Below are 12,932 nucleotides of genomic sequence, written 5' to 3' on the forward strand. Positions count from 1 at the left end.
GGTGAACTCCCTGCCCGGGCCGCCGTGTTGTCCGCTGCCCGACCTACCAGGGGCCGTACGGGCCGGTGTTGCTCCGGCCGCCCCGGCCGCCGCCTCCGGTCAGCGCCCGGATCGCCGGGCGGACGTCCACCACGTAGACGATCGAGGCGACCAGGCCGGCCAGGGTGCCGATGCCGGTGAAGAAGTTCACCCCGAACAGGAAGTCCCAGCCGAAGGAGATCGCCAGGATCGCCACCCAGAAACCCTTGGTCTTCTTGTCGGCCGCCCGGTAGGCGTCCTCGCGGCGGGTCACCGCGTCGGCCAGGGCGAACAGCTTGTAGGCGAGGATGGCGACCGTCGCCCACCAGATCGGATTCAGATAGGAAAAGGCCAGAATCTGCAACACTCCGACCATTTCGATCTCCTCTGCTCTCTGTTCCGACGCTGCGACCGCCGCCCATCCTGGCATGACCGCCGCCCGCAACCCGGTCAACGTCCCGTGGTCACCGGATGTGCCCCGGCCCGGCCCGGGGCCCGGACTCACTCCGAGGCGTCGGTGGCGTCCTTGCGGGACCGGGCGGGCTTCTTCGCGGCGGGCCGGGCCACCGGCTCGGTCTCGACCACCGGCTCGGCGTCGGCCACCGGCTCGAACTCGACTGTCTCCACGGCCAGTTCGGTCCGCGCGGCCTCCTCCTGGTCACCCGGACGGGCCTTGTCCGCCACGACCTTGCCGCGCTCGGCCAGCTCGTCGTACGTCTCCTTGGCCTTCACCGCCAGCTCGACCGCGCGGGCCACCTGCTGGAGGGCGAAGCCCTGGGCCCGCTCCTGCAGCGTCTTGAGGTCGGTCGGCAGGGTGGTGACGGTGTCGGCGACCTTGGCCTGCGCCCCGGTCAGCAGCGACTGCGCCTCCTGGAGCTTGGCGGCGGCCTTCTCCTGGGCGCCCTTGCGGTCCGCCGCCAGCGCCTCGACCTTGCCCGGCACCTCGCGCAGCTTCTCGTACGCGAGGTCGCCGGCGCCCGCCAGGGCGTACAGCGGGGTCGGGTCGGTGAGGGTCTTCTTGATCTCGTCGGTGATGGGCATGGTTACCGGTCCTCCCGGTGCGTGTGCTGGGTGGCTGGGCCGTCGGTCGCCGGCCGGGGGGCCGACGCGGCGTTCTCCTTGAGGAAGGCGTCGTAGACCGCGAGCAGCGCCTGCTTCTGCCGCTCGTTGATCAGTGGATCAGCCAGGATCGAGGCCCGCAGCTCCAGGCCCTCGCCCCGCCGCTCCTCCAGGATCCCGGCCTGGACGTACAGCGTCTCCGCCGAGATCCGCAGCGCCTTCGCGATCTGCTGGAGGATCTCCGCGCTCGGCTTGCGCAGCCCGCGCTCGATCTGGCTGAGGTACGGGTTGGACACGCCGGCGGCCTCCGCCAGCTGCCGCAGCGAGTACTGGGCGTTGCGGCGCTGCTCGCGGATGTACTCGCCGAGCGAGCCGACGTTCAGTGAGGCCATGCGGCCAGCCTGCAGCACCCTGCTTGCAAATGCAAGCAGAGTGCTAGCGGCAGCAAACGGGCGAGGTGGGCGTTTCCAGGGCCCGGGGGCCCGGGTCCTGGGGACGGGCGGGCGTCGCGGGGCCGGAGCCGGGGCCGGGGCCGGAGCCGGGGGTGCCGGCCCGCGGACGCCCTAGGCCAGGTGGGTGAGGAGGAGGTCGGTGAGCCGATCGGGGGTGCGCAGCGGAAGGTAGTGGTCGGCGCCCTGGACGAGGTGGCCGCGGGCACCCGGGATGTCGGCGGCGAGCCGCCGCGCGATCGCCGCGATCTCCGGGTGGTCGCGGTCGCCGTGGACGACCAGGGTGGGCGCGGTGACCGTGCCGAGCAGCGGCTCGGCCGCCCGGGCCGGGGCGCCGCCCGCGAGGTGGTGCTCGCTGACGATCCGGCGGGCGGAGTTCTCCTCGACCATCGTCGCGATCAGCTCGCCGCCCGGCGCGTCGCGGCCCATCGCGGCCCAGACGGAGAGTTCCAGCTCGGCCAGCGCCGCCGCGTCGCCGCGCCGCCGGGCCTCGGCGTAGGCGGCGGTCTCCGGGGACGGCGGCCAGTCGTGGCCGCTGACCGAGGCGCCGACCAGACCGAGCGCGGCGACCCGGCCGGGGTGGGCCAGGGCGAAGTCCAGCGCCGTCTCGCCGCCCATGCTCAGGCCGACCAGCGCGGCGCTGCCCAGCCCGAAGTGGTCCAGCACCGCGGTCAGGTCCGCGACGTCGTCGAAGGGCTGCTTCGGCCCGCTGGATCGGCCGAGGCCGCGGGCGTCGTAGCGGATCACGTCGTGGTGCCGGGCGAGGGCCGGGGCGACGGCGTCCCAGAGCCGGGAGTCCGTGCCGGAGCCGTGCAGCAGCACCAACGGGCTGCCGGAGCCGCGGCGCTCCGCCCACAACCGGTCGCCGCCGGGAACGGGGACGTGGACCTCGACGGCGGGGGGAGCGGTGTGCGGGCTCATCCGGCGATGATCGCAGAGCCCCCGACGGCCCTGTCGACCGGATTTCGGCGGGCCCGAGGACTCAGGGCAGCCGGACCGGCATCAGGACGGAGAAGGTGCCCGTGCGGCCGGGGGTGCGGACGGCCAGCGGGGCGATCGGGCCGCCGAGTTCGAGGAGCAGCTGCCCGGGCGCGCCGGGCCGCCCCGCGTCGAGGGCGTCGAGCAGGAAGTCCCGGTTGACGGCCAGTCGGTAGCCCTCGGGGGCCGGGTCGTCGGCGACGGTCAGGCGGCCGTCCCCGGTCAGGGTCAGGACGGTGACCTCGCAGTCGGCGCCGTCCGGGCCGGAGGGCAGGGTGCGGGTGGCGCCGGTCTCCACGGCGGCGCGCAGCTCGGCGGCGGAGAGGATGATCCGGTGCTCCGGTTCGAGCCTGGTGAGGGCGCGGTGGTCGGGGTAGTCGAAGTCCAGGGCGGCGCCCTCGATCCGGTGCCCGCCGAGGTCAGCGCGGACCAGCCCGCCGCCCAGGGTGAGCACCACCGCGGAGGCTCCCGCGCCGAGCAGCGCGCGCAGCGCGTCCACCAGTGCGGTCGGGACGATGGTGCCGGCCGCCGGCGGGTCGGTTGGGTCGGCCGGGGACGCCGGGGACGCCGGGTCGGTTGGGTCCGCGGCGACGGCGGGCACCTCGGCGAGGGCCATCCGGTAGCGGTCGGTGGCGACCAGGCGCAGCACCGGGCCGTCCGGCTCGAAGAGCACCCCGGCGAGCGAGGGCGGCTCGGGGTCGTCGCCGACCGCGAAGCGGACCGCGTCCAGGGCGGCGGCGAGGCCCTCGGCCCGGACGGTGAGCCGCAGTTCGGCGGGGGTGGTGGTCATCGGCTGCTCCCTCTGGTCGATCATCGCGTGGATCAGGGAGAGCTCGCGACGGGCGTCGGCGAGGCCGTCCTCCAGTCGGCGCAGGTGCGCGTCGAGCACCCGTCGGGCCTCGCCGCCGCCGGGTTCGGCGCCGAGGACGGCGCGGACGGCCGGCAGCGGCAGGCCGACCCGGCGCAGCCGGACCAGCAGACGGGCGTCGGCGAGCTGGCCGGGCCGGTACCAGCGGTAGCCGGTCTGCGGGTCGACCCAGGCGGGGACGAGCACCCCGGCGCCGTCGTAGTAGCGCAGGGTGCCGACGCCCAGGCCACTGGCGCGGGCCAGCTCGCCGATGCTGTGCAGCTCGCTCTCCATGGCGGTGACTCTGCGGTCTCGACCTGGTCGAGGGTCAAGCGGAGCGGTCGGTGAGGTGGCCCAGCTTCCGCGGGTTGCGGACGGCGCGGATCTCGGAGATCCGCGCGGTGCCGTCAGGCTGCTCGGCGAACTCGAACACCAGGACGGAGTCGACCTCGCCGTTCACGGTGATCAGCGCCCCCGGGTCACCGTTGACCAGGACCGGCCGGGCGGCGGCGCCCTCGCCGAGCCGGCCGAGCACCCCGAGGACGAAGCGGGCGAGGTTCTCGGCGCCGGTGACCGGTCGCCGCGCGGCGCTGATCACGCCGCCGCCGTCGGTCCAGCCGGTGACGTCGGGGGCGAGCAGTTCGAGCATCCGGTTGAGGTCGCCGCCGACGCAGGCCGCCAAGAACTCGTCGGTGGCGCGGCGGCGCAGCTCGGGCGGGGCGTCGTAGCGGGGCCGGCGGGCGCGCACGTGCGCCCGGGCCCGGCTGCCGACCTGGCGGCAGGCGGCCTCGGTGCGGTCCAGGGCCTCGGCGATCTCCTGGTAGGAGAAGCCGAAGGCCTCCTTGAGCACGAACACCGCCCGCTCCAGCGGAGACAGGCTCTCCAGCACCACCAGCAGGGCGACCGAGACGGTCTCGGCCCGCTCGACGCCGTCGGTCGCGTCCGGCTCGGCGACCAGCGGCTCGGGCAGCCAGGGGCCGACGTAGGACTCGCGGCGGACGGCGGCCGAGTCCAGCTTGTTGAGCGCGAGGTTGGTGACCGTACGGGCCAGGAAGCCGCCGGGGCTGGCGACCGGGCCGGTGACCCCGCTCCAGCGCAGCCAGGTGTCCTGGACGAGGTCCTCGGCGTCGGCGACGCTGCCGAGCATCCGGTAGGCGATGCCGAAGACCATCCGCTGGTGCTGCTCGAAGTCGGCGAGGCGGCTGTCAGACGTGTCGGTCACGCCCGGGACGCTACCGCACGGTAGGGGATCACGAACGGAAGGGGATCACGAACGGAAGGCCCGGTACGCGGGGTCGAGCACGGTGGCGAGGTCACGGCCGTACGCGGTGATGCCCGCGCGGCCGAGGCGGCGCAGCGAGGGCTCGTCCTGGTCGTCCTCCCGGGGCGGGGCGGGGTGCAGGGTGAAGTCGCCGCGCCAGTAGGCGGCGACGTTCACCGCGGGTGCGGGTTGTCCGGTCACGATTCCTCCTCGGCTGTGGCGTCGTCCTCGGCCTCGACGTCGCCCTCGGCCTCGGCGTCGTCCTCGGCCACGGCGTCGTCCTCGGCCACGGCGTCCTCCCTGGTGAGGGCGACCAGTTCGCGCAGTGCCTCGACCGGCAGGTCGGTGAGCCAGTGCTCCCCCTCCCCCACCACCGTCTCGGCCAACGAGCGTTTGGCGGCGAGGAGTTCGTCGATCCGCTCCTCGACGGTACCGACGCAGACCAGTCGGCGGACCTGGACGTCGCGGCGCTGGCCGATCCGGAAGGCCCGGTCGGTGGCCTGCTCCTCCACCGCCGGGTTCCACCAGCGGTCCAGGTGGATCACCTGGTTGGCGGCGGTCAGGTTGAGGCCGGTACCGCCGGCCCGCAGCGAGAGCAGGAACACCCTCGGCCCGTCCGGGGATTGGAAGCGATCGACCAGCTCGTCGCGGCGCGCCCGGGACAGGCCGCCGTGCAGGTACAGCACCTCCTCCCCGAGCCGGCGCTCCAGGTACGGGCGGAGCATCGCGCCGAACTCGGCGTACTGGGTGAAGACCAGCGTCCGGTCCCCCTCGGCCAGCGACTCCTCCAGCAGCTCGGCCAGCCGGGCGACCTTGCCCGAGCGGCCGCCCACCGCCGAGCCGTCGTGCAGCAGTTGGGCCGGGTGGTTGCAGACCTGCTTGAGCTTGCCGATCGAGGCCAGTACCGTGCCGCGCCGCTCCACACCCCGGATGCCCTCGACCCGCCGCAACAGGTCGGTGACCACGGCCTGGTAGAGGCCCGCCTGCTCGGCGGTGAGGTTGCACCACACCGTCATCTCCTGCTTGGCGGGCAGTTCGGCCGCCACCGCCGGGTCGGACTTGACCCGGCGCAGCACGAACGGGGCGGTGCGGCGCCGGAGTTCGGCGGTGCGCTCGGGGCTGCGGTGCAGCTCGACCGGGATCGCGTAGCGCTCCTTGAAGCGCTCGGCCGGGCCGAGCAGGCCGGGATTGGCGAAGTCCAGGACGGCGTGCAGCTCGGAGAGCCGGTTCTCCACCGGGGTGCCGGTGAGCGCGATCCGGTGGCGGGTGACGGGCAGCGAGCGGACCGCCCGGGACTGCGCGGTGCCGGTGTTCTTGATGTGCTGGGCCTCGTCGGCGACCACCCGGCGCCAGCGGATCGCCCGCAGCGCGGCGTGGTCGCGCTGGACCAGGCCGTAGGTGGTGATGACGAGGTCCACGCCCCGTACGGCTTCGGCGAGTCGCTCCGCGCCGAGGCGGCCGGCGCCGTGGTGGACGTGGCGGCGCAGGCCGGGGGCGAAGCGTTCGGCCTCGCGCTGCCAGTTGCCGACCAGGGACATCGGGCAGACCAGCAGGGTGGGGCCGGGTGCGGCTTGCGTGGTGGCCCGCTCAGCGGCTCGCGCGGAGGACTGCCCCGCGGCTTGCGGGGAGGACTGCGCGGCGGCCTTCTCCGCCGCCAGCAGGGCGAGGGTCTGGACGGTCTTGCCGAGACCCATGTCGTCGGCCAGCACGGCGCCGAGGCCGAGCCCGGCCATGGTCCACAGCCAGGCCAGCCCGCGTTCCTGGTACGGGCGCAGCACGGCCCGGAAGTCCTCCGGCAGCCGTGGCGCCGGGGCGGCGCCGGCCCGCCCGGCGAGCAGGTCGCCGAGCGGGCCCCGCGCCTGCACCGAGGTGACGGGCAGCCCGGCGGCCGTCGGCTCCGGATCGAGGGCGAGCCGCAGCAGCTCGGAGGCGGCGAGCACGCCGTCGCGCCGGTCGGCGAGGACGGCGAGCGCGGCGGCGATCTGCGCCGGGTCGGCCTCCAGCCAGGTGCCGCGAACCCGTACCAACCCCTGCTTGGCGGCGGCGAGTTCGGCCAGCTCCTGGTCGGTGAGCGGCGCCCCTTCCGGGTCCAGCGCGGCCTGCCAGCGGAAGGCGACCACGGCGTCCCGGTCCACCTGGCTGGTGACGGCGAGCGAGCCCGGCGCGGGCGGGGTGGTGGCGCGCAGCGCGAGCCCGAGCCGGGGGCGGCGGCGCCACCAGGCGGGCAGCAGCACCCCGAAGCCGCCCTCGGCGAGGGCGGGCGCGGCGGTGCGCAGGAAGTCCAGGGCGCCGGCCCGGTCGAGCGGCAGCGCGGACGGGCGGGAGCGGTGGCGCAGCCCGTCCAGGGCGGGCCAGCGGTGGGCGGCGCGGGCGAGTTCGGCGACCAGGACCTCGACCGGGTCGGCGGCCTTGCGGGCGAGCGCGGCGTGGGCGGCGCCGCCCTCGTGCAGGTCGACTGCGCGGACCAGCAGCGAGGGTTCGTCCACGGCCTGGAGCAGGAACTCCAGCTGCCAGGCGTCGTCGGAGGGGCTGCCCTCGGGGTCGTCCGGGTCGGGGCCGAGCGGCTCGACCAGACGGAAGCAGAGGCGTAGCGCCGGATCGACGGGCTCGGCGGCCGCGTACCAGGCGCCGAGCCGGTCGCGCAGGTCGGCGAACTCCTCCGGCGGGGCGCCGTCGAGCCGGCCGTCGGGGGTGGTGAGGGCGTGCAGCCAGCGCTCGACGACGGCCTCGCCCGGCGCCGGGAAGGGGGTGTCGGCGAGGGCGGCGCGGGCCTCGGCGTCCACCAGCGCACCCAGTGCGGCACCCAGCAGCGCCTCCGCACCGCCGGGGCCGTGCGGCTGCTCCCCACCGGGGCCGTGCGACTGTTCCCCGCTGCCCGCTCCGTGCGGCCACTCCCCCAGCAGGACGGGCGGGCAGCCGGCCGCCAGGGCGGCGGCCTCGCGGCGCCCGGCCGGGGTGAGGTCGGGCCGCCACCGGGCCTGCGGCCGCCCGTCCGCCAGGACCGGCAGCGGCAGCACCCGGCCCCGGCCGACCGTGCGCCAGGCGAGGTCGTGCACCGCGGTGAGCCAGCGCAGCGAGGGGCCGTGGACCACCTCGACCCGTCCGGTGTCGGGCAGGTCGGCGCTGGTGACGGCCCAGACCGGGTCGAAGATCTCGCCGAGCAGCTGGGCGGCGGCCGCGGCGTCGAAGAGCAGGGCCGGCACCCGCCAGGGGGTGAGGACGGCGGCGCCGCGCGGCGGGGTGACCGGAAGGTCGGGCGAGGGCGCGGGGACGGTGCCGACGGTGGGCAGCAGCAGGGTGGCCCAGCGTTCGGGGGCCTGGCCGGCGAGCCAGCCGAGGCCCGGGCCGATGCCGCCGAGCACGGCGGCCAGCTCGCCGGCCGGGCAGGCGTAGGGGTGGGCGCGCGGGGCGGGCCGGTCGGGGCGTGGTTCGGCGGCGCCGGGGTGGGCGCGGGCGTCCTCGGCCCAGAGCGCCAGCCGCCCGTCCGCCCGCCAGAGCGCGTGCAGGACGAACATCGGGGGGCCTTCCGGGCGGGGTGGAACCGTCCTTCGCAGCCTAGCCGGGAGGGCCGACAGGGCTGGTCCGCTGAGCCGTTCGGGGGAAGCCGGAAAGTTGTGGTTGAAAGTTGAACGAAGTTGTCCTACGCTGGAGCCAACAAGTTGAAGCCTAAACAACTGGCTTCGAACCAAGGAGGAAGCCATGGGCCTGTTCAACCGCACCAAGACCGTCACCGCCCCCGCCGCGACCGTCGCCCCGACCCCGGCCGGACCGGACCTCGCCCACCTGACCGGCGACTGGGCCATCGACAGCACCCACAGCGAGATCGGCTTCTCGGTCCGCCACGCGATGGTCACCAACGTCAAGGGCCGCTTCACCGAGTACGACGGCAAGCTGCACCTGGATGGGACCCACCCGCACAACTCCTCGGCGGAGCTGGTGATCAAGGTCGCGAGCGTCGACACCAACCAGGCCCAGCGTGACGAGCACCTGCGCACCGGCGACTTCTTCGCCATCGACGCCCACCCGGAGATCCGCTTCCGCAGCACCTCCGCCGAGCTGGTCCACGGCGACTCGTACCGGATGACCGGCGACCTCACGATCAAGGGCATCACCCGCCCGGTCGTGCTGGACCTGGAGTACACCGGCAGCGCCACCGACGCGTACGGCGCCAACCGGGTCGGCTTCGAGGGCAAGGCCGTCGTCGACCGCACCGAGTTCGGCCTGACCTACAACGCGGCGCTGGAGACCGGCGGCGTGCTGATCGGCGAGAAGGTCAAGCTCAACTTCGACATCTCCGCCGTCAAGGCCGGCTGAGTCCGTCCCCGCGAGCACCGCCCCTGCCCGACCCCCCGGGGCAGGGGCGGTTCCGGCTGCCGTCGCGACTCCTGCGGCAGCAGTGCCGCGTCCGCCCAACGGCATCAGTACCGCGTCGGCCGAGGGCAGCAGCGCCGCGTCCGCCTACGGCAACAGCGCCGCGTCCGCCGAGGGCAGCCAGCTGCCCGGCGGGCGGCGCAGCCAGCCCTCGGCCGCACCGAGCGCACCCACCGCCCCGGCCAGCGCCCGCAGCCCCGGATGACGCTCACCGGGCCGGTGCACCAGACTGACCAGGCTCAGCGGCACCGGCTCCACCAGCGGGACGGTCACCGTCCCCGGGATCCGCGGCCCGCCGACCGTGGTCAGCATCGGATCGCCGTGCCGGGCCAGGTAGCGGGCGGCCTCGTCCACGCCCACCGGCGGCACGTGCGGTGCGGCCGCCGTCAGGCCGTGCTCGCGCAGCAGCCGGGCACCCAGGTCGGCCCACTCGGTGGTGGCCGGGTTGCCCGCGCAGACGTCGACGGGGTGGCCGGCCAGCTCGGCCGGGCGCAGGACGGCGCGGCCGGCGAGCGGGTGGGTGTCCGCCATCATCACCGCGATCGGCACCAACCGGACGGGCAGCTGGGCGAGTTGGCCGCGCAGCGGGGCGGTGAGCCCGGCGAATCGGCCGAACGAGGCGTCCAGCCGGTGGGCCAGCAGTTCGGCGGTGGCCGCGGCCAGTCCGCCGTGGAAGCGGGCCAGCAGCTCGCCCTCCGGCCAGGTGGCGCGGGCCCGTTCGAGCACCCGGCCGGGGGTGAAGTCCGGACCGGTGACGTCGCTGTTGAGGTCGACCAGCAGTGGCCGGGCGACGGCCCCGGCGCCGGTCGCGGCCTCGGCGAGGATCTCGTCGTGCAGCGCCAGGAACCTCCGCGCCCGGGGCAGCAACCGCCGCCCGGCCGGGGTGAGTTCGACGCTGCGGGTGGTGCGGGTGAACAGCGCGTCACCGAGCAGCCCCTCCAGCGACCGGACGTCCCGGCTGAGTGCCTGCTGGGCGATGTGCAGCCGCTCGGCGGCCCGGCCGAAGTGCAGGGTCTCGGCGGTCGCGACGAAGCCGCGGAGCAGGCGGGGGTGCAGGTCACGGGGCATGGGCGGCAGATTAACAACAGTGTGTTGTGAGTGTGGCGAACCAGGTGTTGGACGGCCCCCGGCCGACGGCACCAGGCTGGGGGCACACCCCCTTACGCCCTGCTCACAGGAGCCCGATGCCCCCGCGCGCCCTCCTCACCTCCTACCGCCGGCTGTTCGCGGCCCCCGGCGCCGTCGCCTTCACCCTGGCCGGTCTGATCGGCCGGCTGGCACTGTCGATGTACGGCGTCTCGCTCGTGGTGCTGCTCTCCGAGCGGCGCGGCTCGTACGGGCTGGCCGGGGCGGTCTCGGCGGTCGGACTGGTCACCGGCGCGATCGGGATGCCGCTGATCGGACGGCTGGTCGACCGGTACGGGCAGGCCCGGGTGACGGTACCGGCCGCGCTGTACAGCGCCGTCCCGATGGCCGCCCTGCTGCTCTGCGTCCACCTCGGCGCACCCGGCTGGGCGCTCTTCCTCTGCTCCGCGGCCTGCTCGGCCATGCCCAACCTCGGCGGCATGGCCCGCTCCCGCTGGGCGCACCTGCACCGGGACGACCCGGCCGCCCGGCACCTGGCCAACTCCTTCGAGCAGGCGCTGGACGAACTCTGCTTCATGGCCGGGCCGGTGCTCGCGATGCTGCTCTGCACCACGCTCGCCCCGGAGGCCGGCCTGCTCGCCACCGGTGTCCTCGGCACCGTCGGCGCCCTGCTGTTCGCCGCCCAGCGGCGCACCGAACCGCCGCCGCCCGTCCGGGAATCCGCCGAGCGGCGGCACGGCTCCCCGCTGCGGGAGCCCGGGCTGCGGGTGCTGGTGCTGACCTTCCTGGCGACCGGCATGGTCTTCGGCGCCACCGAGATCACCACTGTGGCGTACGCCGACGCGCTCGGCCACAAGGCCTCCGCCGGCCTGCTGCTGGCCCTGGTCGCGGGCGGATCCTGCGTGGCCGGGCTGCTGTTCGGCCTGCTGACGCCGCGCCGGGCGCCCGGAACCCGCTTCCTGCTCTGCGCCACGGCGATGGCCTCGGTGCTGCTGCTGCCGCTCGCCGCCGGGCTGGGCGGGGCCGGGCTCGGGGTGCTCGGAGCGGTGCTGTTCACGGCCGGCACCGCCACCGCGCCGACCATGGTGACCGGGATGACGCTGGTCCAGGCGCTGCTGCCGCGGCGGCAGTTCAACGAGGGGATGGCGATGGCGGTGTCCGGCATCGTGGTCGGCATCTCGGCCGGGGCGGCGCTCGCCGGGACGGTCGCCGAGCACGCCGCGCCGGGGACCGGCTACGCGCTGCCCGCCTCGGCCGCCGGGCTGGCGCTGCTGATCGCGCTGGCGGGGCGGCGGCACCTGGCGGGGCACGGGACGCGGGTGGAGCCGCCGGCGGGCGAGGAGGCGAACGGGCTGGTGGGAGGTCCGATGGGAGGGCCGGTGGACGGGACTGTGAACGGGCCGGCGGAAATTGGCGAGCCGATTGTCAGTCCCACCCTCTAACGTCGAGGCATGGAGGAAATCACCTACGTCCAAGGCGATGCCACCACGCCCCAGGGCACGGGCGTGAAGGTGATCGTGCACGTCTGCAACGACCTCGGCGGCTGGGGCAAGGGCTTCGTGCTCGCGCTCTCCAGACGCTGGCCCGAGCCCGAGGCCGCGTACCGGCGCTGGCACCGGGAGCGGGCGAAGAACGACTTCGCCCTCGGCGCCGTCCAGTTGGTGCCGGTCGATCCGCACACCTGGGTGGCCAACCTGGTCGGCCAGCGCGGTATCCGCACCGGGCGCTCCAGCGGGGTGCCGGTGCGGTACGAGGCGATCGACACCGGACTGGCCACGCTCGGTGAGCACGCGCTGCGGCTCGGCGCCTCCGTCCACATGCCGCGGATCGGCTGCGGCCTGGCGGGCGGGCGCTGGGAGGAGATCGAGCCGCTGATCACGGCCAGGCTGGCGGCCCGGGGTGTCCCGGTGACCGTCTACGACTTCGGCTGACCCGTCCGGCCCGACCGATCCGAGGGGCCCGACCGGGCCGGACCGCCCTCGGGCCTTCCTTCCACCGACCTCCTACCGGCCCCTGCCCGCCTCCTGCCGATCCGTCGACTCCGGCAGGTCGGCTCCGACGGCAACCCGCCCGGCCGGCCAGGCGTACACGTACTCGGGCAGCAGGAATCCACCGGGGAACTCCCCCTCCTGCGCCCGGACCCGCTCGGCGCCCTCGCGCTCGTAGAAGGCGATCGCGCGGGTGTTGTCCCGCAGCACCTCCAGGGAGAGTCCGGCCCCGGGGTGCCGCTCGGCGACATGGGCGCGGGCCGCCGCCAGCAGCTCGCGACCGATGCCGCCACCGGTCAGGCCGGGGCGCACGTGCAGGTTGTCGATCAGCACCCCGCCGTCCGGCTGCGGGACGAGGTAGATGAACCCGACCACCTCACCGGCCCGTTCGGCTACCAGGAGCTCCGGCGTGTTCTCCGGCTCCCCGTAGTCGACGACCAGGCGCAGACTCCACAGCTCACGGCGCTGGGCGACCATCCCGTCGCCCAAGGCCTCCTCCGGGACGATGCCCCGGTAGGTGGTGCGCCAGCTGTGGGCGTGCAGTTCGGCGATGGACCCGGCGTCCTGCACGCCGCCGCGTCGAATGACGGTCTGCCCTGAACTGATCATGTGACCAGCCTCCCACAGAGATGGAGTTGAACATGTTCAACCGAAGCGTCTACAGTGCTGCTCAGCTTTTGAACGCGTTCGAATCGGAGGAGGTCTTCGTGGTACCGGGTGCGGAGGGGTCATCCGGTGACACGAGCACCGACACCGGATGGAACGTCGTCTCCGGCTAGGCTCGTGCTCGTGGACGACCTGGCAGCGACGAACCGAACGGACGGCGAGAACGGCACGGCCGAGGCTTCGGCCGCGCCCGGACCGGAGCATGGGCC

Annotated in this window: 13 protein-coding genes; 3 read left to right on the forward strand and 10 right to left on the reverse strand. The window is 74.9% G+C overall.

Annotation, left to right across the window (positions count from 1 at the left end):
- Nucleotides 1-43: 43 nt before the first annotated feature.
- The 8 genes from ACFRMQ_RS27670 to ACFRMQ_RS27705 form a co-directional block, all read right to left on the reverse strand.
- Nucleotides 44-394, reverse strand: coding sequence for a DUF2516 family protein (locus tag ACFRMQ_RS27670; RefSeq protein ID WP_380705140.1), 351 nt, complete (start codon nt 392-394; stop codon nt 44-46).
- 125 nt (nt 395-519) lie between these two features.
- On the reverse strand, nt 520-1,059 hold the full coding sequence (locus tag ACFRMQ_RS27675) for a hypothetical protein (RefSeq protein ID WP_380733374.1): 540 nt from the start codon (nt 1,057-1,059) through the stop codon (nt 520-522).
- A gap of 2 nt (nt 1,060-1,061) precedes the next feature.
- Nucleotides 1,062-1,469, reverse strand: a complete 408-nt coding sequence (locus ACFRMQ_RS27680) for a helix-turn-helix domain-containing protein (protein ID WP_380733375.1) — start codon at nt 1,467-1,469, stop codon at nt 1,062-1,064.
- A 171-nt stretch (nt 1,470-1,640) separates the two neighbouring features.
- Nucleotides 1,641-2,447 carry an alpha/beta fold hydrolase gene (locus tag ACFRMQ_RS27685; protein WP_380733376.1) on the reverse strand — a complete coding sequence of 269 codons (807 nt, stop codon included), beginning with the start codon at nt 2,445-2,447 and terminating at the stop codon, nt 1,641-1,643.
- A 61-nt stretch (nt 2,448-2,508) separates the two neighbouring features.
- Nucleotides 2,509-3,645, reverse strand: coding sequence for a MerR family transcriptional regulator (locus ACFRMQ_RS27690; protein WP_380733377.1), 1,137 nt, complete (start codon nt 3,643-3,645; stop codon nt 2,509-2,511).
- A gap of 34 nt (nt 3,646-3,679) precedes the next feature.
- Nucleotides 3,680-4,573 (reverse strand): RNA polymerase sigma-70 factor, encoded by an 894-nt coding sequence (locus ACFRMQ_RS27695; RefSeq protein WP_380733378.1) that lies wholly within the window; start codon nt 4,571-4,573, stop codon nt 3,680-3,682.
- Nucleotides 4,574-4,618: 45 nt separating this feature from the next.
- The gene (locus ACFRMQ_RS27700) at nt 4,619-4,813 is read right to left on the reverse strand and encodes a hypothetical protein (RefSeq protein ID WP_380733379.1); all 195 of its coding nucleotides are present in this window, start codon (nt 4,811-4,813) and stop codon (nt 4,619-4,621) included.
- Nucleotides 4,810-8,127 (reverse strand): SNF2-related protein, encoded by a 3,318-nt coding sequence (locus tag ACFRMQ_RS27705; protein ID WP_380733380.1) that lies wholly within the window; start codon nt 8,125-8,127, stop codon nt 4,810-4,812. The genes ACFRMQ_RS27700 and ACFRMQ_RS27705 overlap by 4 nt, the downstream gene beginning before the upstream one ends.
- 184 nt (nt 8,128-8,311) lie before the next feature.
- Here ACFRMQ_RS27705 and ACFRMQ_RS27710 point away from each other — a divergent pair, with 184 nt between their 5' ends.
- On the forward strand, nt 8,312-8,926 hold the full coding sequence (locus ACFRMQ_RS27710) for a YceI family protein (RefSeq protein WP_380733381.1): 615 nt from the start codon (nt 8,312-8,314) through the stop codon (nt 8,924-8,926).
- Nucleotides 8,927-9,070: 144 nt separating this feature from the next.
- Here the strand turns inward: ACFRMQ_RS27710 and ACFRMQ_RS27715 are convergent, their stop codons facing one another.
- The gene (locus tag ACFRMQ_RS27715; RefSeq protein WP_380733382.1) at nt 9,071-10,051 is read right to left on the reverse strand and encodes a LysR family transcriptional regulator; all 981 of its coding nucleotides are present in this window, start codon (nt 10,049-10,051) and stop codon (nt 9,071-9,073) included.
- Nucleotides 10,052-10,167: 116 nt separating this feature from the next.
- Here ACFRMQ_RS27715 and ACFRMQ_RS27720 point away from each other — a divergent pair, with 116 nt between their 5' ends.
- Nucleotides 10,168-11,511 (forward strand): MFS transporter, encoded by a 1,344-nt coding sequence (locus tag ACFRMQ_RS27720; protein WP_380733383.1) that lies wholly within the window; start codon nt 10,168-10,170, stop codon nt 11,509-11,511.
- A 9-nt stretch (nt 11,512-11,520) separates the two neighbouring features.
- On the forward strand, nt 11,521-12,000 hold the full coding sequence (locus ACFRMQ_RS27725) for a macro domain-containing protein (RefSeq protein ID WP_380733384.1): 480 nt from the start codon (nt 11,521-11,523) through the stop codon (nt 11,998-12,000).
- A gap of 72 nt (nt 12,001-12,072) precedes the next feature.
- On the opposite strand, the gene ACFRMQ_RS27730 is transcribed toward ACFRMQ_RS27725, so the two are convergent.
- On the reverse strand, nt 12,073-12,666 hold the full coding sequence (locus ACFRMQ_RS27730) for a GNAT family N-acetyltransferase (protein WP_380733385.1): 594 nt from the start codon (nt 12,664-12,666) through the stop codon (nt 12,073-12,075).
- Nucleotides 12,667-12,932: the final 266 nt, after the last annotated feature.

This window comes from Kitasatospora sp. NPDC056783 (assembly GCF_042789895.1).
Classification (GTDB): domain Bacteria; phylum Actinomycetota; class Actinomycetes; order Streptomycetales; family Streptomycetaceae; genus Kitasatospora.

What these genes read in the sequence shown, in the direction of transcription:
- ACFRMQ_RS27670 (WP_380705140.1), bottom strand. Translation starts at nt 394, where the DNA reads ATGGTCGGAGTGTTGCAGATTCTGGCCTTTTCCTATCTGAATCCGATC.
- ACFRMQ_RS27675 (WP_380733374.1), bottom strand. Translation starts at nt 1,059, where the DNA reads ATGCCCATCACCGACGAGATCAAGAAGACCCTCACCGACCCGACCCCG.
- ACFRMQ_RS27680 (WP_380733375.1), bottom strand. Translation starts at nt 1,469, where the DNA reads ATGGCCTCACTGAACGTCGGCTCGCTCGGCGAGTACATCCGCGAGCAG.
- ACFRMQ_RS27685 (WP_380733376.1), bottom strand. Translation starts at nt 2,447, where the DNA reads ATGAGCCCGCACACCGCTCCCCCCGCCGTCGAGGTCCACGTCCCCGTT.
- ACFRMQ_RS27690 (WP_380733377.1), bottom strand. Translation starts at nt 3,645, where the DNA reads ATGGAGAGCGAGCTGCACAGCATCGGCGAGCTGGCCCGCGCCAGTGGC.
- ACFRMQ_RS27705 (WP_380733380.1), bottom strand. Translation starts at nt 8,127, where the DNA reads ATGTTCGTCCTGCACGCGCTCTGGCGGGCGGACGGGCGGCTGGCGCTC.
- ACFRMQ_RS27710 (WP_380733381.1), top strand. Translation starts at nt 8,312, where the DNA reads ATGGGCCTGTTCAACCGCACCAAGACCGTCACCGCCCCCGCCGCGACC.
- ACFRMQ_RS27715 (WP_380733382.1), bottom strand. Translation starts at nt 10,051, where the DNA reads ATGCCCCGTGACCTGCACCCCCGCCTGCTCCGCGGCTTCGTCGCGACC.
- ACFRMQ_RS27720 (WP_380733383.1), top strand. Translation starts at nt 10,168, where the DNA reads ATGCCCCCGCGCGCCCTCCTCACCTCCTACCGCCGGCTGTTCGCGGCC.
- ACFRMQ_RS27725 (WP_380733384.1), top strand. Translation starts at nt 11,521, where the DNA reads ATGGAGGAAATCACCTACGTCCAAGGCGATGCCACCACGCCCCAGGGC.
- ACFRMQ_RS27730 (WP_380733385.1), bottom strand. Translation starts at nt 12,666, where the DNA reads ATGATCAGTTCAGGGCAGACCGTCATTCGACGCGGCGGCGTGCAGGAC.